This is a genomic window from Pseudomonas sp. NPDC090755 (genome assembly GCF_044769005.1).
Lineage (GTDB): Bacteria > Pseudomonadota > Gammaproteobacteria > Pseudomonadales > Pseudomonadaceae > Aquipseudomonas.
Genome location: NZ_JBIVXC010000002.1, coordinates 87,228 through 109,729, shown reverse-complemented (window position 1 = coordinate 109,729; position 22,502 = coordinate 87,228). Strand labels below are relative to the sequence as shown.

At 62.2% G+C, this 22,502-nt stretch carries 27 protein-coding genes; 25 read left to right on the top strand and 2 right to left on the bottom strand.

The annotated features are described in order from the left end of the window. The first annotated feature begins 8 nt into the window (after positions 1–8). The 7 genes from fghA (at position 9) to rpoS (ending at position 6,044) form a co-directional block, all read left to right on the top strand. On the top strand, positions 9–857 hold the full coding sequence (fghA, locus tag ACIQUS_RS04375) for an S-formylglutathione hydrolase (RefSeq protein ID WP_403043361.1): 849 nt from the start codon (positions 9–11) through the stop codon (positions 855–857). 76 nt (positions 858–933) lie between these two features. Next, positions 934–1,407: a 2-C-methyl-D-erythritol 2,4-cyclodiphosphate synthase gene (ispF, locus tag ACIQUS_RS04370; RefSeq protein ID WP_403043359.1), complete on the top strand. Its 474-nt coding sequence runs from the start codon at positions 934–936 to the stop codon at positions 1,405–1,407. Continuing rightward, a complete protein-coding gene (gene truD / locus ACIQUS_RS04365) occupies positions 1,404–2,462 on the top strand; it encodes a tRNA pseudouridine(13) synthase TruD (RefSeq protein WP_403043357.1) in 1,059 nt (352 codons plus the stop codon). The genes ispF and truD overlap by 4 nt, the downstream gene beginning before the upstream one ends. Beyond that, positions 2,450–3,199: a 5'/3'-nucleotidase SurE gene (gene surE / locus ACIQUS_RS04360; protein WP_403043355.1), complete on the top strand. Its 750-nt coding sequence runs from the start codon at positions 2,450–2,452 to the stop codon at positions 3,197–3,199. Before truD ends, surE begins: the two co-directional genes overlap by 13 nt. Before the next feature lie 20 nt (positions 3,200–3,219). After that, positions 3,220–3,876, top strand: a complete 657-nt coding sequence (locus ACIQUS_RS04355; protein ID WP_403043353.1) for a protein-L-isoaspartate(D-aspartate) O-methyltransferase — start codon at positions 3,220–3,222, stop codon at positions 3,874–3,876. Between the two features lie 159 nt (positions 3,877–4,035). Further along, on the top strand, positions 4,036–4,929 hold the full coding sequence (locus tag ACIQUS_RS04350; RefSeq protein ID WP_403044599.1) for a peptidoglycan DD-metalloendopeptidase family protein: 894 nt from the start codon (positions 4,036–4,038) through the stop codon (positions 4,927–4,929). Between the two features lie 107 nt (positions 4,930–5,036). Then, positions 5,037–6,044 carry an RNA polymerase sigma factor RpoS gene (rpoS, locus tag ACIQUS_RS04345; protein WP_038613944.1) on the top strand — a complete coding sequence of 336 codons (1,008 nt, stop codon included), beginning with the start codon at positions 5,037–5,039 and terminating at the stop codon, positions 6,042–6,044. A 534-nt stretch (positions 6,045–6,578) separates the two neighbouring features. On the opposite strand, the gene fdxA is transcribed toward rpoS, so the two are convergent. After that, on the bottom strand, positions 6,579–6,902 hold the full coding sequence (gene fdxA / locus ACIQUS_RS04340; RefSeq protein ID WP_012315871.1) for a ferredoxin FdxA: 324 nt from the start codon (positions 6,900–6,902) through the stop codon (positions 6,579–6,581). Between the two features lie 140 nt (positions 6,903–7,042). Beyond that, complete coding sequence (mutS, locus tag ACIQUS_RS04335) at positions 7,043–9,610, bottom strand: DNA mismatch repair protein MutS (RefSeq protein ID WP_403043348.1); 2,568 nt, start codon at positions 9,608–9,610, stop codon at positions 7,043–7,045. A gap of 159 nt (positions 9,611–9,769) precedes the next feature. On the opposite strand from mutS, the gene ACIQUS_RS04330 reads away from it, so the two are divergent. The 18 genes from ACIQUS_RS04330 to ACIQUS_RS04245 all read left to right on the top strand — a co-directional run bounded on the left by ACIQUS_RS04330 (position 9,770) and on the right by ACIQUS_RS04245 (position 22,433). Beyond that, a complete protein-coding gene (locus ACIQUS_RS04330) occupies positions 9,770–10,513 on the top strand; it encodes a helix-turn-helix transcriptional regulator (RefSeq protein ID WP_403043346.1) in 744 nt (247 codons plus the stop codon). Positions 10,514–11,093: 580 nt separating this feature from the next. Then, positions 11,094–11,456, top strand: coding sequence for a phage holin family protein (locus ACIQUS_RS04325; RefSeq protein WP_403043344.1), 363 nt, complete (start codon positions 11,094–11,096; stop codon positions 11,454–11,456). Then, on the top strand, positions 11,453–11,971 hold the full coding sequence (locus tag ACIQUS_RS04320) for a hypothetical protein (RefSeq protein WP_403043341.1): 519 nt from the start codon (positions 11,453–11,455) through the stop codon (positions 11,969–11,971). The genes ACIQUS_RS04325 and ACIQUS_RS04320 overlap by 4 nt, the downstream gene beginning before the upstream one ends. Next, entirely contained in the window at positions 11,968–12,528 is a 561-nt protein-coding gene (locus ACIQUS_RS04315) for a phage baseplate assembly protein V (protein WP_403043339.1), read from the top strand. The genes ACIQUS_RS04320 and ACIQUS_RS04315 overlap by 4 nt, the downstream gene beginning before the upstream one ends. Before the next feature lie 45 nt (positions 12,529–12,573). Then, positions 12,574–12,771: a hypothetical protein gene (locus tag ACIQUS_RS04310; protein WP_403043336.1), complete on the top strand. Its 198-nt coding sequence runs from the start codon at positions 12,574–12,576 to the stop codon at positions 12,769–12,771. Positions 12,772–12,775: 4 nt separating this feature from the next. Continuing rightward, positions 12,776–13,102, top strand: coding sequence for a GPW/gp25 family protein (locus ACIQUS_RS04305; RefSeq protein WP_403043333.1), 327 nt, complete (start codon positions 12,776–12,778; stop codon positions 13,100–13,102). Then, the gene (locus ACIQUS_RS04300) at positions 13,099–14,079 is read left to right on the top strand and encodes a baseplate J/gp47 family protein (protein ID WP_403043331.1); all 981 of its coding nucleotides are present in this window, start codon (positions 13,099–13,101) and stop codon (positions 14,077–14,079) included. The genes ACIQUS_RS04305 and ACIQUS_RS04300 overlap by 4 nt, the downstream gene beginning before the upstream one ends. Then, positions 14,076–14,708, top strand: coding sequence for a phage tail protein I (locus tag ACIQUS_RS04295; protein WP_403043328.1), 633 nt, complete (start codon positions 14,076–14,078; stop codon positions 14,706–14,708). Before ACIQUS_RS04300 ends, ACIQUS_RS04295 begins: the two co-directional genes overlap by 4 nt. Next, entirely contained in the window at positions 14,705–15,391 is a 687-nt protein-coding gene (locus ACIQUS_RS04290; protein WP_403043325.1) for a phage tail protein, read from the top strand. The genes ACIQUS_RS04295 and ACIQUS_RS04290 overlap by 4 nt, the downstream gene beginning before the upstream one ends. Positions 15,392–15,397: 6 nt before the next feature. Further along, positions 15,398–16,159, top strand: a complete 762-nt coding sequence (locus ACIQUS_RS04285) for a hypothetical protein (protein WP_403043322.1) — start codon at positions 15,398–15,400, stop codon at positions 16,157–16,159. Positions 16,160–16,168: 9 nt separating this feature from the next. Further along, complete coding sequence (locus tag ACIQUS_RS04280; protein ID WP_403043320.1) at positions 16,169–16,630, top strand: hypothetical protein; 462 nt, start codon at positions 16,169–16,171, stop codon at positions 16,628–16,630. 79 nt (positions 16,631–16,709) lie between these two features. Continuing rightward, a complete protein-coding gene (locus tag ACIQUS_RS04275; RefSeq protein WP_403043317.1) occupies positions 16,710–17,591 on the top strand; it encodes a baseplate J/gp47 family protein in 882 nt (293 codons plus the stop codon). 1 nt (position 17,592) lies between these two features. Beyond that, entirely contained in the window at positions 17,593–18,198 is a 606-nt protein-coding gene (locus ACIQUS_RS04270) for a phage tail protein I (RefSeq protein ID WP_403043315.1), read from the top strand. Beyond that, entirely contained in the window at positions 18,195–19,922 is a 1,728-nt protein-coding gene (locus ACIQUS_RS04265; RefSeq protein ID WP_403043313.1) for a phage tail protein, read from the top strand. The genes ACIQUS_RS04270 and ACIQUS_RS04265 overlap by 4 nt, the downstream gene beginning before the upstream one ends. Before the next feature lie 2 nt (positions 19,923–19,924). Beyond that, positions 19,925–20,344, top strand: a complete 420-nt coding sequence (locus tag ACIQUS_RS04260) for a phage tail assembly chaperone (RefSeq protein ID WP_403043311.1) — start codon at positions 19,925–19,927, stop codon at positions 20,342–20,344. 88 nt (positions 20,345–20,432) lie between these two features. Continuing rightward, positions 20,433–21,599, top strand: coding sequence for a phage tail sheath subtilisin-like domain-containing protein (locus ACIQUS_RS04255; RefSeq protein WP_403043308.1), 1,167 nt, complete (start codon positions 20,433–20,435; stop codon positions 21,597–21,599). 12 nt (positions 21,600–21,611) lie between these two features. After that, positions 21,612–22,121 carry a phage major tail tube protein gene (locus ACIQUS_RS04250; protein WP_403043305.1) on the top strand — a complete coding sequence of 170 codons (510 nt, stop codon included), beginning with the start codon at positions 21,612–21,614 and terminating at the stop codon, positions 22,119–22,121. A gap of 9 nt (positions 22,122–22,130) precedes the next feature. Next, the gene (locus ACIQUS_RS04245) at positions 22,131–22,433 is read left to right on the top strand and encodes a phage tail assembly protein (RefSeq protein WP_403043302.1); all 303 of its coding nucleotides are present in this window, start codon (positions 22,131–22,133) and stop codon (positions 22,431–22,433) included. Positions 22,434–22,502 lie beyond the last annotated feature (69 nt).

Here is a 22,502-nt window from a genome sequence, read left to right as displayed (position 1 = left end):
GGTTTGCCATGAGCCTGGAAAACATTTCCTGTCAGAAAAGCTTCGGAGGCTGGCACAAGCGCTACCGGCACCGCTCCCAGGTGCTCGGTTGCGACATGGTGTTCGCGGTCTACCTGCCGCCGCAGGCCGAGCAGGGCGACTCGCTGCCGGTCTTGTACTGGCTCAGCGGCCTGACCTGCACCGACGAAAACTTCATGCAGAAGGCCGGTGCGCACAAGCTCGCCGCCGAGCTTGGGTTGATCATCGTCGCGCCCGACACCAGCCCCCGTGGCCCCCAGGTGCCGGGCGATCCCGACGGTGCCTGGGACTTCGGCCTGGGCGCGGGCTTTTACCTCAATGCCAGCGAACAGCCCTGGGCCCAGCACTACCGCATGCATGACTACGTGGTGCAGGAGTTGCCGGCGCTGATCGAGGCGCATTTTCCGGCGTCCGATCGTCGCGGCATCAGTGGTCACTCCATGGGCGGCCATGGTGCGCTGGTCTGTGCCCTGCGTAATCCGGGGCGTTACCGCTCGGTATCGGCCTTTGCACCGATCAGCAACCCGATGGATTGCCCCTGGGGCCAGAAAGCCTTCTCCCGTTACCTGGGAGAAGACCGTGCACGCTGGCGCGAGTGGGATGCCAGTGTGCTGATCGCCGAGGCGTCGGAGCGTCTTCCACTGCTGGTGGACCAGGGCGACAGGGATGATTTCCTCGAGAGCCAGCTCAAGCCCCAGGCCTTGGTCCAGGCGGCCAAGGCGGCGGGTCACCCACTGGAACTGCGCCTGCAGCCCGGTTATGACCACAGCTACTACTTCATCGCCAGCTTCATCGATGAGCACCTGCGCCACCATGGTGTGGCCCTGGGTTTGCTGTAGGTGCTGTCCTACAAATAAGCCCAAGGCCCGGCAAAGCAGGTAGAATCACGCCCTGACTCAATCAGGGCGTTTTTTTATGCGTATTGGCCACGGCTACGATGTGCACCGCTTCGCGGACGGCGATTTCATCACCTTGGGTGGGGTGCGCATTGCGCACAGGTTCGGCTTGCTCGCCCACTCCGATGGCGACGTGCTGCTGCACGCCCTGAGCGATGCGCTGCTGGGCGCCGCTGCGCTGGGTGACATCGGCAAGCACTTCCCGGACACCGATCCGCAGTTCAAGGGCGCAGACAGTCGCGTGCTGTTGCGGCACGTGGTCAAGATCGTCCAGGCCAAGGGCTGGAAGGTCGGCAACGTCGACGCCACCATCGTGGCCCAGGCGCCGAAGATGGCCCCGCATATCGACACCATGCGTCAATTGATCGCGCAAGACCTGCAGGTTGAACTCGACCAGGTCAACGTCAAGGCCACCACCACCGAGAAGCTTGGCTTCACCGGTCGTGAAGAAGGCATTGCCGTCCATGCCGTCGCCTTGTTGCTGCCAGCATGACCGAACTGGAACTCCTGGGCCCGCGCGCATCGGGCCCTGCACTGGGCCGTGCAATCCTCAAGGCCACGGCAGAAGACTTCCAGGTCGATGAAGTCCTCGATATCCCCTTGTCCGGCAACGGCGAGCACCTGTGGCTGTGGGTCGAGAAGCGTGACCTCAACACCGAGGAAGCCGCCCGCCGCCTGGCCCGTGCCGCTGGCGTACCGCTGCGCAGTATCAGCTATGCCGGCCTCAAGGACCGTCAGGCCCTGACCCGCCAATGGTTCAGCCTGCACCTGCCGGGCAAGGCCGACCCGGACCTGGCGGCAGCCGAGAACGAGACCCTGAGCATCCTCAAGCGCACCCGGCACTCGCGCAAGCTGCAACGCGGCGCGCATTCGGCCAACGGCTTCACCCTGCGCCTGACCGGCCTGCAAGCCGATCACGCGGCACTCGACGCCCGTCTTGAGCAACTGCGCAGTCAGGGCGTGCCCAACTATTTCGGTACCCAGCGCTTCGGCCATGACGGTGGCAACGTTCATGACGCCCGCGACTGGGCTGCCCGCCAGGCACTGCCGGAGCAGCGCAACGTGCGCTCGCGGCTGCTGTCCAGCGCGCGCAGTTATCTGTTCAACCAGGCGTTGGCCCAGCGCGTTGCCGATGGCAGCTGGAACACCGCCCAGGTTGGCGACCTGCTGGCCTTTACCGACAGCCGCAGCTTTTTTCCGGCCGGGGAAGCGGAGTGCACCGACCCGCGCCTGGCCATTCTCGACCTGCACCCCACCGGCCCGCTGTGGGGCGAGGGCGTCTCGGCGGCCACCGGCGTACCCGGCGAACTGGAGCTGCGTATTGGTGAGCAACACGCCTCGTTGTGCCAATGGTTGGCGCGGGCGGGCATGAGTCACGAACGTCGCATTCTGCGACTGCCCATTGGCGGTCTGACGTGGCATTATCCCGAGCCTGATATTCTGCAACTCGAATTCGTCCTTCCGGCCGGATGCTTTGCCACCGTCGTGGTGCGCGAGCTTGTTGATCTGGTGTCGGCGGGGCAGACGGACAGCCCATGCGTATTCTGATTTCGAACGACGACGGGGTCACCGCACCCGGAATCGCCGCGCTGCATGCCGCGCTGGCGGACTATGCCGATTGTGTGGTCATCGCCCCGGATCAAGACAAGAGCGGCGCCAGCAGTTCGTTGACGCTCGACCGGCCACTGTGCCCGCAGACCCTGGCCAATGGCTACATCAGCCTCAACGGTACGCCGACCGATTGCGTGCACCTGGGGCTCAATGGCCTGCTGGAGCAGACACCGGACATGGTGGTCTCGGGGATCAACCTGGGCGCCAACCTGGGCGATGATGTGCTGTACTCAGGTACAGTGGCCGCCGCATTGGAGGGGCGTTTTCTGGGAGGGACTTCGTTCGCCTTCTCGCTGCTTTCGCGCTTGCCGGACAACCTGCCGACCGCCGCCTATTTCGCGCGCAAGCTGGTTGAAGCCCATGCAAGCCTGGAACTGCCGCCGCGAACCGTGCTCAATGTGAACATCCCCAACCTGCCGCTGGAGCATATCCGCGGCATCCAGTTGACTCGCCTGGGTCATCGCGCCCGGGCTGCGGCACCGACGAAAGTGGTCAATCCCAGGGGCAAGGAAGGATATTGGATCGCTGTGGCCGGAGACGCCGAGGACGGTGGCCCGGGCACGGACTTCCATGCAGTGATGCAGGGCTATGTGTCGATCACCCCGTTGCAGCTTGACCGCACCTTCAACGACGCCTTCGAGCGTCTGGATGGCTGGCTGGAGGGGTTGCTCTGATGCGTGAACAGGAGGATCTGATGCGCCATGGTATCGGTTTTACCTCGCAGCGAACCCGTGAGCGACTGATTCAGCGTTTGATCGAAGAAGGGGTGTCCAACCCCAAGGTCGTGGAAGTGCTGCGCCGCACGCCGCGCCACCTGTTCGTCGACGAGGCGCTGGCGCACCGGGCCTACGAAGACACGGCACTGCCGATCGGCAACAACCAGACGATTTCCCAACCGTTCATGGTCGCCCACATGAGCGAACTGCTGCTCCAGGCCGGTCCCCTGGACAAGGTGCTGGAAATCGGCACAGGTTCTGGCTACCAGACCGCCATCCTTGCGCAGCTGGTCGAACGGGTGTTCTCCGTGGAGCGGATCAAGGTACTGCAGGACCGCGCCAAGGAGCGCCTGAGCGAACTCAACCTGCGCAACGTGGTGTTTCGCTGGGGTGACGGTTGCGAGGGCTGGCCGGCACTGGCGCCGTACAACGGCATCATCGTCACGGCCGTGGCGCCGGAAGTCCCCCAGGCCCTGCTCGACCAGCTTGCCCCGGGCGGACGCCTGGTCATTCCGGTGGGGCCGGCGGGAGAAACCCAGCACCTGATGCTGATCGTGCGCGAAGAGCAGGGTTTCTCGCGGCAGGTGATGGGCGCGGTGCGCTTCGTGCCCTTGCTCCCCGGCCCGTTGGCCTGAGCAGGATTTTTTTCGCTCGGGGCGAATTCCTTCGCTATTGTCCTGTCTATCTGGCGGGCTTGATTTGCGCCAATGCCCGGCAGCCGCAAGGGCATGCACTCGGTTATAATTGCAACAATATTGCATTTTCACAGCAGTCACCAAGAGAGGGAGCGGCGGGTGGGTCACACAATCATTCGGCAGCGCAGGGATTTTTCGAGCTTCAAGCTTCTGGTGATTGCAATTGCCCTGGGCACACTGGTGTCAGGTTGCTCCAGCACGTCTTCCAACAGCGCCCGGGTGGTCGACCGCAATGCGGCGGCGCCCAAGCGTCCGGCCGTCACCAGCGGCCAGTACGTGGTACGCCCCGGTGACACCCTGTACTCCATCGCCTTTCGCTATGGCTGGGACTACAAGGCCCTGGCCGCACGCAACGGTATCGTTTCGCCCTATACCATCCGCCCGGGCCAGGCGATCCGCTTCGACGGGCGTTCGAGCGCGCCGGCCACCACCAGCACCACGGTGGTGAGCAGCTCGCCGTCCTCTTCGAGCAAGACCACCATCATCAAGCGTCCCGTCGGTGCCCCTGCGACAAATTCGAGCACCCCGGCACCGGCGCCTTCGACCCCGTCGGCCAGCCCTGCGCCGGCCCCGGTCGTCACGGCAACCGCGCCGGCCCAGGTGCCTGCGACAGAGCGCGCGGTGGGCGGCTGGGCGTGGCCGGCCAACGGTGTGTTGATCGGCAAATTTGCTTCAAACGGTAGTTTGAATAAAGGCATTGATATCGCCGGTGATTTGGGACAGCCTGTTTTTGCTGCGTCTGATGGTTCGGTGGTCTATGCCGGGAGTGGCTTGCGGGGCTACGGCGAGTTGGTAATCATCAAACACAGCGATACCTACGTCAGTGCCTACGGTCACAACCGCAGGCTTTTGGTTCGGGAGGGACAGCAGGTCAAAGTTGGGCAGACAATTGCAGAAATGGGTTCCACGGGCACAGACCGGGTGAAGCTGCATTTTGAGATTCGCCGCCAGGGCAAACCTGTTGATCCGTTGCAGTTCCTGCCACGTCGTTGATTGCTAGTACCCGGCCTGTTCCTCGCGTAGAGGGGACAGGCTCCAGCGTTGCCAGGGATAAAGGCGTCGCTCGAGTCTGAGTTCGAACTCAGCAAAGGACTATAACAATGGCTCTCAGTAAAGAAGTGCCGGAGTTTGACATCGACGATGAAGTGCTCCTGATGGAGACGGGCATCGTATTGGAAACGGATGTGGTGTCAGACGAACCTGCTGTATCTTCGGTTCGGACCAGGGCTAAACAGGGCTCTACGCTCAAACAGCACAAGTACATCGATTACACTCGGGCACTTGATGCGACCCAGCTGTACCTCAATGAAATCGGTTTCTCGCCTTTGCTCTCGCCAGAGGAAGAGGTGCACTTTGCGCGGTTGTCGCAGAGTGGCGATCCTGCCGGGCGCAAGCGCATGATCGAAAGCAACCTGCGCCTGGTGGTGAAGATCGCCCGGCGTTATGTGAACCGGGGGCTTTCACTGCTCGACCTGATCGAAGAGGGCAACCTGGGGCTGATCCGTGCGGTCGAGAAGTTCGACCCTGAACGTGGTTTCCGTTTCTCTACCTACGCCACCTGGTGGATCCGGCAAACCATCGAACGGGCGATCATGAACCAGACCCGTACCATTCGCTTGCCCATCCACGTGGTCAAGGAACTCAACGTCTACCTGCGCGCCGCGCGGGAGCTCACCCAGAAGCTCGATCACGAACCGTCCCCGGAAGAGATCGCAAGCCTGCTGGAAAAGCCGGTCGGTGAAGTCAAGCGCATGCTTGGGCTCAACGAGCGGGTCTCCTCGGTGGATGTATCCCTGGGGCCTGACTCCGACAAGACCCTGCTCGACACCCTGACCGACGACCGTCCCACTGACCCTTGTGAGCTGTTGCAGGACGATGACCTGTCCCAGAGCATCGACCAGTGGCTCAGCGAGCTGACCGACAAGCAGCGCGAGGTGGTCATTCGCCGCTTCGGCCTGCGTGGGCACGAGAGCAGCACCCTTGAAGACGTAGGTCTGGAAATTGGCCTTACCCGTGAGCGGGTACGCCAGATCCAGGTCGAGGGTCTCAAGCGCCTGCGGGAAATCCTCGAGAAGAACGGCCTGTCCAGCGAGTCGCTGTTCCAGTAACCGGCTCGCAACAAGGAACGCCTCGGCTTTGCCGGGGCGTTTTTGTTTGTGCCTGCTGCGACGGCTCGAGAAATGCTTCCTACTGCTTCCATGGAATCATGTTGGTTTAGGCAAAAGCTTCAGCCAGTGTTGGTGCTGCACTTTTACATGTAAGCCTTCGCTTACCCGTTATGTAAGTCATCGTAGTGTGCGCTAGTAAATCGTTGTCGTTTTTACCGTACGCATTTCTATAACCAACTGATAGATATAGGTTTTTTTGTTTGTTTCAATCAGGTTTCAGCAGCTTTTTGAGAGCTTTGGCCGGTTGCTGCAACGGCTGCAAGGACTAGTATCTGAACTGTGTCTACGGATTGACACAGGCTTTCACGGATGAAGGCCAAGGACATCGCAGGATGCGATTCATCAGGATGATGAAAGGGATCAAAGGGACTACGGAAAAAATGTGGGCGGGTCAAACCGCCCCTTTTTTTGCCCGCAAAAAACCTGACCCATGAAAAAAGGCCCCGAAGGGCCTTTTTTGTGATCCACAGGCGCTTAACGCTCCAGATCGGCGATCTTGCCTGGCTTGCCATCCCACTCTTCGGCGTCCGGCAGCGCATCTTTGCGCTCGGTGATGTTCGGCCAGATTTCTGCCAGCTCAGCGTTCAGCTCGAGGAAGTTTTCCATGCCGGCAGGCACTTCATCTTCCGAGAAAATGGCTTGGGCAGGGCATTCAGGCTCGCACAGTGCACAGTCGATGCACTCATCCGGGTGAATGACCAGGAAGTTCGGGCCTTCGTAGAAGCAGTCCACCGGACAGACTTCTACGCAGTCGGTGTACTTGCACTTGATGCAGTTGTCGGTGACGACGAAGGTCATTTCTAATTCTCTCCTCAGGCGACGGCAGCGATACCCTTCCAGACAGGGTCGCTCGGTTTGGTCGTTTGGCTGCAGGCCAGGCTAATAACCTGCAGTCGCGCCAAACCGCGCGCGATTCTATCAGCTTGTGCGGGCTCGCGTTATAACAGAGTCTTCAGTGTATAGAGCATTTCGATAGCTTGACGCGGCGTCATGTTGTCCAGGTCCAGCTTCCCGAGCTTCTCGATGGCCGGGTGGGGCAGGCTGGCAAACAGGTCGCTCTGGTGCGGTATGGTGTCCGCGCCCTTGGGTGACACAGGCATTTCGTGGGGCAGGCTGGCGGTTTCCAGGCGGCCAAGGTGCTCGCGGGCACGCTGGATCACCGGCGTCGGCACACCGGCCAGCTGGGCCACGGCCAGGCCGTAGCTCTGGCTGGCAGGCCCGGGCAGCACGTGGTGCAGGAACACGATGCGCTCGTTGTGCTCGGTGGCGTTGAGGTGCACGTTGGCCACCAGCGGTTCGCTCTCCGGCAGCACCGTGAGTTCGAAGTAATGGGTGGCGAACAGCGTGTAGGCGCGCAACTGGGCCAGGCGCTCGGCGGCGGCCCAGGCCAGCGACAGGCCGTCGAAGGTGCTGGTGCCACGGCCGACCTCGTCCATCAGCACCAGGCTGCGGTCGGTGGCATTGTGCAGGATGTTGGCGGTTTCGCTCATCTCGACCATGAAGGTCGAACGGCCACCGGCCAGGTCGTCGCTGGAGCCGATACGGGTGAAGATGCGGTCCACCAGCGACAGTTCGCAGCTGGCGGCCGGCACGAAGCTACCGATGTGGGCCATCAGCACGATCAGTGCGGTCTGGCGCATGTAGGTGGATTTACCGCCCATGTTCGGGCCGGTGATCACCAGCATGCGGGTGTTGTCGTCCAGGGCCAGGTCGTTGGCCACGAACGGCGTGGTCAGTACCTGTTCGACCACCGGGTGGCGACCCTGGTTGATGCGCATGCAGGGTTCATCGACGAAGGTCGGGCAGTTTAGGTCCAGGTTCAATGCGCGCTCGGCCAGGTTGCTCAGCACGTCCAGCTCGGCCAGGGCGGCGGCGGTGTCCTGCAGCGGCGCCAGGTGACTGATCAGGGTCTCCAGCAACGCGTCATAGAGCATCTTTTCCCGGGCCAGGGCGCGGCTCTTGGCCGACAGCGCCTTGTCTTCGAAGGCCTTGAGTTCCGGGGTGATGAAGCGTTCGGCGCCCTTGAGGGTCTGGCGGCGGATGTAATCGCCTGGCGCCTGCTCGGCCTGCTTGCTCGGCAGTTCGATGAAGTAGCCATGTACGCGGTTGTAGCCGACCTTGAGGTTGGCCAGGCCCGTGCGGGCCTTTTCCCGGGCTTCGAGGTCGATGAGGAACTGGCCGGCGTTCTCGCTCATGGCCAGCAGCTCGTCCAGCTCGCTGTCGTAGCCGGTCTTGAGCACGCCACCGTCGCGGATCACCGCGGGCGGGGTGTCGATGATGGCTTTTTCCAGCAGGTCGGCCAGCTCCGGGTAGGTGCCGGCAATGGCGGCCAGGCGCGCCAGGTGCGGCGCCTCAAGCTCGGCCATGGCGTTCTGCAGCTCGGGCAGGGCGCCCAGGGCGTCGCGCAGGCGGGCCAGGTCCCGTGGACGGGCGTTGCGCAGGCCGATGCGGGCCAGGATCCGCTCGATGTCACCGATTTCCTTGAGCTGCGGCTGCAGCTTCTCGAAGCGGTAGCCGTCGAGCAGGCAGCGGATCGAACCCTGGCGTGCCAGCAGCACTTTCAGGTCACGCAGCGGGCGGTTCAGCCAGCGGGTCAGCAGGCGGCTGCCCATGGCGGTCTGGCAGCGGTCGATGACCGACTGCAGGGTATTGTCGCGGCCACCGGCCAGGTTCACATCCAGTTCGAGGTTGCGGCGGCTGGCGCCGTCGAGCACCACGGTGTCGTCCAGGCGCTCGTGCTTGAGGCTGCGCAGGTGGGGCAGGGCGGTGCGCTGGGTTTCCTTGGCGTAGCCGAGCAGGCAGCCGGCGGCGCCGATGGCCAGGGTCAGCTTCTCGCAACCGAAGCCCTTCAGGTCCTGGGTTGCGAATTGCTGGCACAGGCTCTTGCGCGCCGAGTCGCGGTCGAAGTCCCAGGGGGCGCGGCGGCGCGCGCCACGACGCTTTTCCGCCGGCAGGCCCTGGGGCCAGTCATCCGGGATCAGCAGCTCCACCGGGTTGATGCGTTCGAGCTCGGCCAGCAGGTTCTCCCAGCCCTTGATCTCCTGCACGGTGAAGTTGCCGCTGGTGATATCCAGCACGGCCAGGCCGAACAGGCGCTCGTCGCCGAGCACGGCGGCGATCAGGTTGTCGCGGCGCTCATCGAGCAGCGCCTCGTCGCTGACCGTGCCCGGGGTGATGATGCGCACCACCTGGCGTTCCACCGGGCCCTTGCTGGTGGCCGGGTCGCCGATCTGTTCGCAGATCACCACCGACTCGCCCAGCTTCACCAGCTTGGCCAGGTAACCTTCGGCCGCATGGAAGGGGATACCGCACATGGGAATCGACTGGCCCGCCGACTGCCCGCGGGCGGTCAGGGTGATATCCAGGAGTTTGGCGGCCTTCTTTGCGTCTTCATAGAAGATCTCGTAGAAGTCGCCCATGCGGTAGAACATCAGCTGGTCCGGGTGCTGGTTTTTCAGCTTCCAGTACTGCTGCATCATCGGGGTGTGTGCGGAAAGATCGCTCATTACAGAAACTTGGCTCGCGGTGTCGTTTAGACCAAAGGCAAGCGGGCAATGGTACAGGGATTTTGTCGCCGATGCCGAGGGCGTCGGCCGTGCCGCGACCTTTTGTCCATGCATATTCGTGCATATCGGCATTTGCAATTTGCCCGCACGGGCCGCATTATGCAGGTTATGCAAAAACGCAACGTAGCCTCCGTTCTCAGAGCACTGCTCGATCGCCACGGTATCTCCCCCACGGAGCTGCACCGGCGTACCGGCGTGCCCCAATCCACCCTGTCGCGCATTCTCAGCGAGAAGATCGTCGACCCGTCCGACAAGCACGTGTCGAAGATCGCCGAGTACTTCAGCGTGAGCACCGATCAGTTGCGCGGTCGCGTCGAGCTCGGCGAAAGCCGTGAGGCCGCACCGCCGCGCAGCCATGCCGAGTTGCACGACATCAGCCTGTGGGATGACGACACCCCGATCGAGGATGACGAGGTCTCCATTCCTTTTCTTCGCGAGGTCGAGTTGGCAGCAGGATCCGGACGATTCGTCATCGAGGAAAGCGAGAAGGCCAGCCTGCGTTTCGGCAAGCGCAGCCTGCGCCACAACGGCGTGCAGTTCGACCAGGCCAAGTGCGTCACGGTGCGCGGCAACAGCATGCTGCCGGTATTGCGCGATGGCGCCACGGTGGGGGTCAATGCCGGCAAGAGCGGTATCGGCGATATCATCGACGGCGACCTTTATGCGATCAACCATAATGGCCAACTGCGGGTGAAGCAGCTGTACCGCCTGCCTACCGGCATTCGCCTGCGCAGCTTCAACCGCGACGAGCACCCGGACGAAGACTACAGCTTCCAGCAGATGCAGGAAGAGCAGATCAGTATCCTGGGTCACGTCTTCTGGTGGGGCATGTACGCCCGCTGATTACCTTCCGCTCGTTCATAAAAACCCGCTTCGGCGGGTTTTTTTTCGCCTGGGGAAATCCGCTGCAGCCTTTGCAGGACAAGGCGCACATGCATATCTGCATTTTCTTACGCATAAATATTTCCATAAATGCATTGACTGCATATGCATTGGTGCATAGTCTTTGTCTCAAGCCGGTCGACACCGGCGGTGACAAAGGCAGCGATGAACCGGCCTCGACGGTTCAGAGGGTTGGCAACTGGCCCGGGTGTGCAGCGTAAAGCACCGAAAGCAGTTATCCGGCGGGCAGGTGGCCGCGGTCGGAGGAACAATCTGAAACAGAGTTGCCATGCGCACCAGTCGTGGCAGGCAACTCGACAATGCATTACTGAAAAGCCTGGCGCAAATCGCTGCCGTAGGAGCGGGCTTGCCCCGCGATGCGATTTACCTGACATCACGTCATCGCGGGACAAGCCCGCTCCTACAGCGTGTGTGGGCAGCCATATCGCCAGGTCGGGCTTTTTGGAATGCCGAGTCTTCGGTTCCACAACAAACGCCGCGGGCACGTTGCCCGGCGGCACAACCCAAGGAGGACAGGACAGTGACAAACGAGCAACAAGCGTTGCTGGAAATGCCGATCTGGCTGGTGATCGTCCTGGCCCTGCTGGGCGGTATCAGCGGAGAAATGTGGCGTGCGGACAAAGCCGGCGCCCGTGGCTGGGCGCTGATTCGGCGCCTGCTGTTGCGTTCGGGGGCCTGCATGGTCTGCGGCGTATCGACGGTGATGCTGCTGTATGCCAGCGGCATGTCGATCTGGAGCGCCAGCGCCTTCGGCTGCCTGACGGCGATGGCCGGGGCGGATGTGGCCATCGGGCTGTATGAGCGTTGGGCGGCGCGGCGGCTGGGGGTCGATGCGCAAACGTCGGGCTTTCCCAAGCAAGGCAACAAGGAGGAGCGATCATGAACGAACTGGCGACTTTGCATGAGGCCATCACCTCGACCATCAAGACGGCCATGCCCGGGATTCAAACCGTTGATGCCTATGCACTGGAAAATGAAAACACTGCATTGCCGGCGTTGTTTCATGCCATCAGCGGATTGAAACCAGGTGTCGATCCTGGCGATGGCCGAGCTTGCATACTGGCGACCTTCGAGGCTCGTATCCTGGTCGATAGCGGCCAGCCACAAGCACGGTTGCAGGCGGCCACATTGGCAAGCCAGATGACCGTGCTGTTGCGCAAGCAGTTCTGGGAGGTGGATTTTGTCGAAGCGGCGAAGTCTGTTCAGGCCCTGCCTGCCCAGCCCGTCGCCGGCTCGACGCTCCCGGTCGAATGGCGGGTGCAATGGGAACAGGCCCTGCTGTTGGGCTCCGTGCAATGGCCATGGCCCAACGAACCCGGGCCTTTGGTCTTCGCCTTCAGCCCCGACACGGGCCTTGAGCATGAAGGCAGCTACCAGTCGCCGGAGGACCTGTCATGAGTTACGCCAGCGCCATGCACGATCGCATGCTCGCCGGCCTGATAGTGCCGTGCCGGGTGGTGGCCGTCGACCTTGCGGCTGCCAGGGTGCGCGTTTCCGATGGCACGGGCTGGACCAGTGCCTGGGTGCGCTGGCACAGCCAGGCTGCCGGCAAGGCGCGGCACTGGCGGGCCCCCAGTCTTGACGAGCAGGGGGTGTTGATCAGCCCCAGCGGCGAGCCCGCCATGGGCACCTTCGTGCCCGGTCTGTATGGCAACGCCGGGGATCAGCCGGACAACCGCGAGCATGTCGAGGTCTGGCGCTTCGAGGATGGTGGCTCGCTGGTCTACGACTGGCAGGCCAACAGCTACAGCATCGACCTGCCGGGTGGCACCGTCAGGATCAAGGTCGGCGGTAGCTCGGCAGTGGTGAGCGATCAAGGCATCGAAGTAAACGCCAGCCATATTGCCCTGACCGGCGAGGTGCAGGTCACCGGTCCGTTACGGGTCACCGGCGACATCCTCGGCGGCGGCAAGATCATCGACACCGGTGGCAACACCGCCAATCACAAACACTGAAAACCAGCCCGCCCACTGCGGGCTTTTTTACGCCTGGAGAACAACATGGCCATCCCGAAGAAAAGCAATGACCAAACCACTGCCGCGCTGGTGTTTCGCGACACCCTCTATACCTCTCGCGTGCTGATCCTGCCGGACTCCCGCCAGCTCGCCGTAACACGGGGCCAAGTCAGCGCAGCGGCCGACGACAGTGTCGCCCTGGCATACCTGCAGGACCACCCGGACCTCAAACCACTGGAGTAACGCCATGATCGGAATGGATCGCCGGACCGGACAGCCGCTATCCGGCATCGCGCATTTGCGACAATCCATCGAAGACATTCTCACGACACCACTGGGCAGCCGGCGCATGCGACCGGAGTACGGTAGCAAGTTGCGACGCTTCGTCGACCTGCCCGTCAACGAAGGCTGGAAAAGCGCAGTGCAGGCCGAGGTGGCAAGGGTGCTGGGGCGTTGGGAGCCGCGACTGAAGCTTGAGCGGGTCAGGGTCACCGGTGTTATCGCAGGTCAGATCAGGCTGCAACTGAGCGGCGTTTACCTGGCGCAGGCGACCAGCCTGGAGGTCATCGCATGATTGATCTGTCCCTGCTGCCGCCGCCTGAAGTACTTGAAACCCTTGAGTTCGAAACGCTGTATCAGCAGGTGCTGGGTACCTTTCGCCTGCAGATGGGGGATCAATGGACCGCCGTGCTGGAGTCGGACCCGGTGGTCAAATTGCTGGAGGTGGCGGCCTATCAGCAACTACTTGGCCGAGCGCGGGTCAATGACGCAGCCAGGGCCAGTCTGTTGGCTTATGCCAAGGGCACGGACCTGGACAACCGCGTCGCCGATTACGGCGTACAGCGGCTGGTGATTGCCGCGGCCGACCCGGATGCCGTGCCACCGCTTGCTGCCGTCATGGAAAGCGACACTGCGCTGCGCTACCGCACACGCTTGTCGCTGGAAGCCTTGTCGGTGGCGGGAAGTCGCGGTGCTTACGAGTACCACGGTCTCAGTGCATCGGCGAACGTGGCCAGTGTGTCGGTGGATTCGCCCACCTTCAAGGGCGTGCCGGTCAGTGCCGCATTGCAGGCGCAACTGCCGGCCGGGGCGATTGTCGTGGTCTGTGACTATGACGCGGGGCTGAGCAACCCGTTGCCAGGCGATGTGTCCCTGGCCGTGTTGCCCCGGATCGACAGCCCGGTGGACGGTGCGCAACTGGTCACCGCCGTGCAGACGGCGCTTTCGGCCGAAGATGTGCGCCCGCTGACCGATCGTCCGCGCACCCGGTTGGGCCTGCCGAACGGCTTCAGCGTGGTGGCGACCCTTGAACTGGAGGCCGGGCCGGATCCGGTCGTGGTGAAAGCTGCGGCGCTTGCCGAACTCGATCTTGCCATCGCCGAGGCACGGCGGCTGGAGGGACTGCTGCCGCTCTCGGCAATCTATGCCGCGTTGCACGTCTCGGGTGTGCGCCGGGTGCGGATCATGCAGCCGGTTGCGGACGTGCTCAGTGACAAGCGCCATTACCCCAGCTGCAACGGCATCACCCTGACCACCGAGGTGCTGGCATGAGCCTGCTGCCGCATAACGCGACGGTGCTGGAGCAGGCCCTGGCGTTGGCATGCGACCTGGGTATCGACCCGCAGATCATCCGCGGTGTGGCCGACTCGCAGCGCTGCCCGGCGAACTTTTTGCCGTGGTTGGCCTGGGCTATGAAAGTCGACGGCTGGGAGGCGGCCGAGACCGAAGCACAGCAACGAGCCCTGATTGCTCAAGCGATCCCCGTACACAAACGCAAAGGCACGGTGGGGGCGGTACGCCGCGTGCTCAAGGCCGTGCGGGTCAATTCGCGGTTCAAGGAATGGCAGCAGATCCCGGGCGCTGCGCCTTACACCTTCGAGCTGACTGCCTGGGCCAACGACAACCGGCCGGGCGAGGGCTCGATTCTCTCGCCTCAACTGTATGCCAGGTTGCGTGCCCTGGTCGATGCGACGAAGAACGAACGCAGCCATTACGAATTTCGCCTGGGGGCCGGGTTTGACGGCGGCCTGCGCCTGGCCAATGCCTCGAATCTACGCAGCGTGGTTCGACAGTCGGCCGAGGCCCTGGGTCTTCCCATCAATGTTGAGCAGGGCCTGCAATGCGCCAACGCGGCGCGGGCCCGGATCGTCGTGCGCGGCACGATGGAGGCAGTTCTATGAGTACACCCCTGCAACCGGTGATCACCAAGGCCGGTCTGGCTGCGATCTGGCGGGCAGACAATGCCGGGCTGGCGGCTGAGATTACCCACGTGGTGCTGGGCACATCGGGTTATACGCCCAATGCTGACCAGAAAACCCTCAAAGCCCAGACCGCCAGCTATCCGATTGCCGGCGGGGAACGGCTGGGCAATACACAGATTCACCTGACCGCTGTGGCCGATGGCGACCGCGCCTTCTGGGTGCGAGAAGTCGGCTTTCTGTTGAGCGACGGCACGCTGCTGGCGGTGTGGTCGCATCCTACCGAAGCCTTGGCCTACAAACCTGCGGGCACCGACCTGCTGCTGGCCTATGACCTGTCGCTGACGGCGCTGCCGGCCAACAGCGTGACTATCGTCAGCGCCGGAGCCGGGCTCAACCTGACATTGGCAGGGCCACTGGCCGCCCAGGCATCGGCGTTGATTGCCGAACAATGGCGTGGGCTTAAGCAGCAGGACCAGCTGGACGATCACACCGAGCGTCACCGGATCGAGGGTGAGCAGATCGCCAGCTTGCTTGGGCGGATGAAAGCCGCCGAGCGACGGCAGATCGAGGATCGAGAGGGGCTGTTGAGTGCGGCGGTGTGTAACGCCTCAGGGCTGATTGCCCTGCAGACCCTTGTTGTTAAACATATCCATGGAGCATAAGAGACAATGAGTCTTGAGACTGATGTTGCCAATCTGGTGACGAAAACCACAACGTTGATTGATTACTTTAATGGCAAGAAGGCGGGGATTGATGCTGCTGTGGCAGCTGCTGTAGCGGCAGTGCCGGAAACTTCCAGAACCTGGTACGTCGATCAAGTCAGTGGGCTGGATACCAATTTAGGTAGCAAGAGCTCGCCTTTCAAATCAATCGAGAAGGCTATCAAGTCTACTCCAGCGGCGGGTTCGTGCACTGTCAATTTGATGGGGGATTACACCCTCGATTATTTGATTGTTTCAACCTGTGCCTACCTGTTCCTGTACGGCGGGTTGCTGGCCACTGCGCCCAAATTGAGGGCTGGTTACTACCAAACCACTGACGCCGCTACCGGGGTGAAAACTACCCAGCTGGGTGGATTTCTGCTCATGGGGCAGGCCTCCAGCATAGAGTTGCGTCAAGTTGATCCAGTGCTTCCTGCCGCGACCGGTGTAACACCAACTCCGACCAGCATTAGGTTGTGCTCACTCATTCGCACTAATGCAGGCTCTAACTTGCCGCCGCTGGTAGGGGTTACGTTGTCGACACTGACTGTTTCCATGGATTCAACTTTTGCAGGTGCACTCGTTGGCATCAGCACTTCTTCTGTTGTCCTGAACTGTACTGCCACGACTTTCCCAAGTGACTTTGGTGGGAAATATATCGGTGGGGTGGCATCGGGAACCGAGCCAAAAACATTGAACAACGTTTTGACTAACCTGTCCGCTCTTTAAGGGGAAACCATGCAGATCCAGAATATCAATGTGGTCCATGACGGTCAGTCATATGTCGGATTCGAATTTGCAGCATTGCCATTGTTGGCTGCCTTGCGGGTGGCCTGTCAGACAATAGACCAGGTTGCCGATCAAGCGCGCCTGAGTGTGCTTTCTGACCCTCTGCGAGCGCTGGAATACCAGACCGCCGCCCAGGAGGCCCAAGCGTTTGCAGCGAGTGGCTACATCGGTGATGCGCCGCCATCGGTACAAGCCTGGATGGACGCAGCCGATCTTGAGGCCAGACCCGCGGCCGACAGCATTCTGGCTGAGGCCATCGCCTGGCAGGGCGCGATGTACGCCATTCGAGCCGCTCGTCTCAAAGGCAAGCAAGCCGTTCTCAAGGCAACCACTCACGCAGCAGCCGAGCATCTCGCCGATGAGGCCGTTGCTGCCATTCGCGCCAGTGTGGTCGGCGTCGGCAACGCCTGATGGCTGGCTGTATCCCTTGAACGCCCCGAATGCCGGGGCGTTTGCGTTTCCATAGCCGCCCGAAGCTGGAGGTGAGCGCATGAGTAGTGTGGATCTGTCGGCGCTGCCCGCGCCACAGGTGCTGGAGGATCTCGATTTCGAGGACCTCTTCCAGCAGGACCTGGCGACGTTCCGGTCGCATATGGGCAATAACTGGGATGCGGCCCTGGAGAGCGACCCGGTCATGAAACTGCTGGAAGTGGGTGCCTACCGCAAGCTGTTCAACCGTGCGCGGGTCAACGATGCGGCCAAGGCGCTGTTGCTGGCCCATGCCCAGGGCACCGACCTTGATCAACTGGCGGCCAATGTACGGCTCGAGCGGTTGGTGATTCAGCCCGCAGATTCGAGTGTGGTTCCCCCGACGCAGCCTGTGCTTGAGGTGGACGACGCGCTGCGTGAGCGTATCCAGCTGGTGTACGAAGGGTTGACCACGGCGGGGCCGCGTAACAGTTACATCTTCCATGCACGCAACGCGTCAGGGCAGGTGGCCGATGCTACGGCGTACAGCCCTTCGCCTGCCGTCGTCGTGGTGACAGTACTGACCCTCGAAGGCAATGGCGTGGCCAGCGCCGAGCTGCTCGAAACCGTGAGTGCCAGGCTCAACGACGATGATGTGCGTCCGGTAGCTGACCGGTTGACGGTACAGAGCGCCGAAGTTCTGCCGTACCGCATCGATGCCGTGGTGCACATGAGCGGTAGCGGCCCGGAGATCGAAGCCACCCTGGCCGAGTGCAGACGCCGCCTGCAAGCCTGGGTCAATCCCCGTCGACGGCTGGGCGTGGAAGTGGCACGTTCAGGGGTCGATGCCCAGTTGCATATCAATGGAGTCAGCCGGGTCGACCTGGACGACTGGATAGACATTCGCCCAGACCAGGCACAAGCGGCCTGGTGCGAGGGGATCACCGTGACGCGAGGGAGCTGAAATGGACAGCCTGCTCCCACTCAACAGCACCGCGCTGGAACTTGCCATCGAGGCTGCTGGCGTTGAGGTCACCGAGATCCCACTGCGCGCGCTGTACAACCCGGACACCTGTCCGGCGCATCTTCTGCATCAGCTGGCCTGGGCCTGGTCGGTCGACCGTTGGGACGACACCTGGTCTGATGCCATCAAGCGTTCAGTGATTCGTTCGGCGTACTACGTGCATGCGCATAAAGGGACCATCGGCGCCTTGCGCCGGGTGGTTGAACCCTTGGGTTACCTGATCGAGGTGAAGGAGTGGTGGCAGACACAACCTCAAGGTGTGCCCGGCACCTTCGCGCTCCAGGTCGGCGTTCTGGAAAACGGTATCAGCGAGGACATGTACCAGGAGCTGACCCGACTGATCGATGACGCCAGACCCGTCAGCCGTCACCTCACGGGCTTGGCCATATCACTGGCCAGCAGTGGTTGCATGCGCCTGGTGATGGGCCTTGCCGAGGGCGACGAAATCGACATCTATCCGCCGACCTTGCGCGCTATCGAGGTCAACTGCAGCTTTGGCCATGTAGGCCGGGAACATCAAATTGAAACCCTGGATGTGTACTCATGACTGATCAGACAAGCCAGTACTTCGCTATTCTCACTGCCGTGGGAGAGGCCAAGCAGGCCAATGCAAACGCCCTGGGCGTGCCTTGGACCTTTTCGCAAATGGGGGTTGGCGATGCCAACCTGACCGACCCGACCCCCTCGCGGGATCAGAAAAAGCTTATCAACGAACGCCGGCGCGCGCCGCTCAACCAGGTCAAGGTTGATCCGGACAACGCCAGCATCATCATTGCCGAACAGGTGATCCCGCCTGATGTGGGAGGCTGGTGGATTCGCGAAATCGGCCTCTACGATGCGGACGGCGACCTGGTTGCCGTGGCCAACTGCGCGCCGAGCTTCAAACCATTGTTGAGCCAGGGCACCGGCAAGACCCAGGTGGTGCGGCTGAACATTATCGTCACCAGCGCGGCCAACGTGCAGTTGAAGGTCGATCCGGCGGTGGTACTGGCTACGCGGGCTTATGTCGACGGCTCCATTCTGGAGGTGTTGCCGAAGAACAAGGCTGCCGGTGAATTTACACGGGTCAAGATCAATGACCGGGGCGTGGTGCTTTCCGGCGACAACCCGTCGACACTGGCCGCCAATGGCATCACAGATGCCTATACGAAGGAGCAGGTCGACGCCCTTATTGCCGAAGCCTCGGCGCTGCCAGTAGGCGCCATGGTGGCCTTCCCCGTCGACAAGATGGCCCCGGGCTTTCTGGAACTGGACGGTAGCGTCAAGAGCAGTGCCATCTATCCCAGCCTGTCGGCTTTCTTGGGGACAGTATTCAACAAGGGAGACGAGGGACCAGGCAACTTTCGGCTGCCGGAATCGCGTGCTGAGTTCCTGCGCGGTTGGGATCATGGGCGCGGTGTGGATGCCGGGCGAGTGATTGGCAACTGGCAGGCTGATGAGACGAGGGCGCACTCACACAGCTACAACGTAGCGTCTGCCGTCATGGGGACTGGCGGTGTCTCTAACCCGGTGCCGTCTGATACCCCTGGTATCACCAAGACCACCAACCCCACAGGCGGAACAGAAACCCGCCCCCGAAACCTGGCGGTGATGTGGTGCATCAAGGCCTGGAACACCCCAATCAACGAGGGAAATATCGATATCGCTGCGCTGGCCGAGTCGGCTGGTCGGGCAATCATGCCGGAACACATGCCGTATCGCGGTATCACCGCATTCAGTACTGCTGGCGTACACACCTGGGCTGTCCCTGACGGGGTTTCGAAAGCCTGGGTTACCGTGATCGGCGGTGGCGGCGGCGGTGGACGCTACCCGAAAGGTGGCGGTGGCGGCGGAGCCGGTGGGGTTTGCCAGGGACTGGTGAATCTCTCCGGCGTGAATCAAGTCACTGTGACTGTCGGCGTTGGTGGTATCGGCCGTACGGGGTCCGAAGGCAACGGCGGCAATGGCGGCACGTCCTCTTTTGGCTCCTTTCTCAGTGCGTTGCCTGGGGGCGGTGCCACTAGTTGGTGCGCCGGTGTCGGGGGCACGGGGGTTGGCGGCAATATGAACTGGTCTCTGGGCAACGGCGCCAACCAGACACGGCATGACGCCTCTGTCGGTTCGATTTATGGCGGAGGCGCCGGCGGTGGTGGTGGAGGTCTGGGATCGGGCAGTTCAACCGCCGGCGGAAATGGTGGTCCGGGTACCTCACCAGGCAGTGGCGGCGGCGGAGGTAATGAAAACGGCAACGGGGGCAATGGTGCACCCGGCCTGGTGATGATCGGATGGTGACCATGATCGAATCAAACACAAAGTGGGCACATGTCAGCAACGGCAAGGTGCTGGAAGTCACTGATACTGATCCTGTCGGGCGCTTCCATCCTTCAATCCTGTGGTTGAGTTGTGGTGGCGTAGAGGTCGATCAGGGCTGGCACTACGTGAACGAGGTTTTTCTTGAGTCACCGATCGATGAACAGTCGTTGGCTGATGCCGAGCGCATGTGGCGCGACAGTGTGCTTGACGCAACCGAGTGGCTGGTCGCACGTCACCGCGACGAGCAATTGTTGGCGCGAGAGACCACATTGACACCCGAGCAACATACCGAGTTGCTGGCCTGTCGGCAGTCGCTACGAGACTGGCCGCAGTCCGAGAGTTTCCCCAACAGTGATTATCGACCCCCGGTACCCCACTGGATCGCTGAACCAACTCACTAAAGCCCCGCACCGCCGGGGCTTTTTCTTATCTGCAACACACCTGTCAGGCCCCGTATCCCGGGGCCTTCGCATTTCTGGAGAATGATCTATGAGTGGATTCTTCCACGGCGTAACCGTTACCAACATCGACACCGGCGCCCGCACCATTGCGCTACCGTCGTCGTCCATCATCGGCCTGGTCGACACCTTCACCCCCGGCCCGTCCGCCAGTGCCAAGGCCAACGACCTGGTGCTCATCACCAGCGAGCGTGAAGCCATCGCCGCATTCGGCGTCGATGCCGCGATCACCCGGGCCTGCCAGGCCATCTACAGCCGTACCCGGGCGGTGATCGTCGCCTGCGGCGTGGCCAAGGTCGCCGATGCAGCGCAACAGACCTCGGCGATCATCGGCGGCGTGCTGGCCGACGGCAAGCGCACCGGCCTGCAGGCGTTGCTCGATGGCAAAAGCCGCTTCAATGCCCAGCCGCGCTTGCTGGTGACCCCCAAGCACAGCGCGACCGAAGCCGTCGGCACCGCGCTGGTCGCCCTGGCCGACAAGCTGCGTGGCCTGGCCATTCTCGATGGCCCGAACAGCACTGATGAGGCCGCTGTAGCCTATGCCGCGAACTTCGGTGCCAAACGCGCCTTCCTGGTCGATCCGGGGGTGCAGTACTGGGATACCGAAGCCAGTGCCACGGTCGATGCGCCGGCGTCGGCCTGGGTCGCCGGTCTGTTCGCCTGGACCGACAGCGAGTACGGCTTCTGGGCCTCGCCATCGAACAAGGAGTTCGTCGGCATCACCGGCACCGGTCGCGCCATCGAATACCTGGACGGTGATGCCAGTTGCCGGGCCAACCTGCTCAACAACGCCAACATCACCACCATCATCCGTGACGACGGTTACCGCCTGTGGGGCAACCGCACCCTGAGCAGCGACCCGAAATGGGCGTTCGTCACCCGCGTACGGACCATGGACATCGTCATGGACGCGATCCTCTACGGCCACAAGTGGGCGGTCGACCGCTCGATCACTGCCACCTATGTCAAGGACGTGACCGAAGGCCTGCAGGCGTTCATGCGCGACCTGAAAGCCCAGGGCGCGATCATCAATTTCGAGGTGTTCGCCGATCCCGAGCTGAACACTGCCAGCCAGCTGGAGCAGGGCAAGGTGTACTGGAACATCCGTTTCACCGATGTGCCGCCAGCAGAAAACCCCAATTTCCGCGTCGAAGTCACTAACCAGTGGCTGACCGAAGTCCTCGACCAAGCCGCCTAAGGAGCACTACACATGGCAATGATTCCCGAAACCCTGGCAAACCTGAACCTGTTCGTCGATGGCGTCAGCTTTCAAGGTGACGTCCCCAGCCTGACCCTGCCCAAGCTCACCCTGAAGATGGAAGAACACCGTGCCGGTGGCATGGACATGCCGGTCGAGATCGACATGGGCATGGAAAAGCAGGAAGCCGGCTTCACCACCACCGGCGTGCGTCGTGAGGCGTTGAAGTTCTTCGGCCTGGCCGACGGTTCGTCGTTCAGCGGTACTTTCCGCGGTGCTTTCAAGGGCCTCAAGGGCCGCGTTACCCCGGTCATCGTCACCCTGCGCGGGGCGTTGAAAGAAGTCGACATGGGCGACTGGAAATCCGGTGACAAGGCCGAGATCAAACATAGCGTGGCACTGACCTACTACAAGCTGGAAGTCGAGGGTCGCCTGGTCTACGAAATCGATCCGTTGGGTATGAAACGGGTCATCGATGGCGTCGACCAGCTCGCCGCCCAACGTTCGGCCCTGGGCCTGTAAGGAGCTGACATGACGCAAGGCACGAAAACTCCCAGCTGGTTGACCCTGAGCGCCGATCGGGTGGTCGTTCACCTGAGCAAGCCCACCGAGGCCAACGGCCTGCAGGTCGACAGCCTGGCGATGCGGGCCCCGACGGTGCGCGACATCCGTACCGCGCAGTCGGTTGCCAGCGGCGACGACGAGCAGCGCGAGCTGAACCTGTTCGCGTCCCTGGCCGAGGTCGGCGTCAAGGACCTCGAAGGCCTGTCGCTCAAGGACTACAGCCGCTTGCAGGCCGGCTATTTTCGCCTGGTGCAAGACGACGAACTTTGATCCCGCCTTGCAGAAAGCGGCGGCAAAGCGGCTCGCCAAAGAGCTGAATTTTGCCGCTGCGCAAATCAT

Bases quoted from the DNA above. Each gene is read 5' to 3' on its own strand.
- surE (WP_403043355.1), top strand. From the start codon at position 2,450: ATGCGTATTCTGATTTCGAACGACGACGGGGTCACCGCACCCGGAATC.
- ACIQUS_RS04280 (WP_403043320.1), top strand. From the start codon at position 16,169: ATGCAGATCCAGAATATCAATGTGGTCCATGACGGTCAGTCATATGTC.
- ACIQUS_RS04300 (WP_403043331.1), top strand. From the start codon at position 13,099: ATGATTGATCTGTCCCTGCTGCCGCCGCCTGAAGTACTTGAAACCCTT.
- ACIQUS_RS04255 (WP_403043308.1), top strand. From the start codon at position 20,433: ATGAGTGGATTCTTCCACGGCGTAACCGTTACCAACATCGACACCGGC.
- ACIQUS_RS04305 (WP_403043333.1), top strand. From the start codon at position 12,776: ATGATCGGAATGGATCGCCGGACCGGACAGCCGCTATCCGGCATCGCG.
- ACIQUS_RS04355 (WP_403043353.1), top strand. From the start codon at position 3,220: ATGCGCCATGGTATCGGTTTTACCTCGCAGCGAACCCGTGAGCGACTG.
- ACIQUS_RS04310 (WP_403043336.1), top strand. From the start codon at position 12,574: ATGGCCATCCCGAAGAAAAGCAATGACCAAACCACTGCCGCGCTGGTG.
- fghA (WP_403043361.1), top strand. From the start codon at position 9: ATGAGCCTGGAAAACATTTCCTGTCAGAAAAGCTTCGGAGGCTGGCAC.
- truD (WP_403043357.1), top strand. From the start codon at position 1,404: ATGACCGAACTGGAACTCCTGGGCCCGCGCGCATCGGGCCCTGCACTG.
- ACIQUS_RS04315 (WP_403043339.1), top strand. From the start codon at position 11,968: ATGAGTTACGCCAGCGCCATGCACGATCGCATGCTCGCCGGCCTGATA.
- mutS (WP_403043348.1), bottom strand. From the start codon at position 9,610: ATGAGCGATCTTTCCGCACACACCCCGATGATGCAGCAGTACTGGAAG.
- ACIQUS_RS04320 (WP_403043341.1), top strand. From the start codon at position 11,453: ATGAACGAACTGGCGACTTTGCATGAGGCCATCACCTCGACCATCAAG.
- ACIQUS_RS04275 (WP_403043317.1), top strand. From the start codon at position 16,710: ATGAGTAGTGTGGATCTGTCGGCGCTGCCCGCGCCACAGGTGCTGGAG.
- ACIQUS_RS04295 (WP_403043328.1), top strand. From the start codon at position 14,076: ATGAGCCTGCTGCCGCATAACGCGACGGTGCTGGAGCAGGCCCTGGCG.
- ACIQUS_RS04265 (WP_403043313.1), top strand. From the start codon at position 18,195: ATGACTGATCAGACAAGCCAGTACTTCGCTATTCTCACTGCCGTGGGA.
- rpoS (WP_038613944.1), top strand. From the start codon at position 5,037: ATGGCTCTCAGTAAAGAAGTGCCGGAGTTTGACATCGACGATGAAGTG.
- ispF (WP_403043359.1), top strand. From the start codon at position 934: ATGCGTATTGGCCACGGCTACGATGTGCACCGCTTCGCGGACGGCGAT.
- ACIQUS_RS04270 (WP_403043315.1), top strand. From the start codon at position 17,593: ATGGACAGCCTGCTCCCACTCAACAGCACCGCGCTGGAACTTGCCATC.
- ACIQUS_RS04285 (WP_403043322.1), top strand. From the start codon at position 15,398: ATGAGTCTTGAGACTGATGTTGCCAATCTGGTGACGAAAACCACAACG.
- ACIQUS_RS04260 (WP_403043311.1), top strand. From the start codon at position 19,925: ATGATCGAATCAAACACAAAGTGGGCACATGTCAGCAACGGCAAGGTG.
- ACIQUS_RS04250 (WP_403043305.1), top strand. From the start codon at position 21,612: ATGGCAATGATTCCCGAAACCCTGGCAAACCTGAACCTGTTCGTCGAT.
- ACIQUS_RS04290 (WP_403043325.1), top strand. From the start codon at position 14,705: ATGAGTACACCCCTGCAACCGGTGATCACCAAGGCCGGTCTGGCTGCG.
- fdxA (WP_012315871.1), bottom strand. From the start codon at position 6,902: ATGACCTTCGTCGTCACCGACAACTGCATCAAGTGCAAGTACACCGAC.
- ACIQUS_RS04245 (WP_403043302.1), top strand. From the start codon at position 22,131: ATGACGCAAGGCACGAAAACTCCCAGCTGGTTGACCCTGAGCGCCGAT.
- ACIQUS_RS04330 (WP_403043346.1), top strand. From the start codon at position 9,770: ATGCAGGTTATGCAAAAACGCAACGTAGCCTCCGTTCTCAGAGCACTG.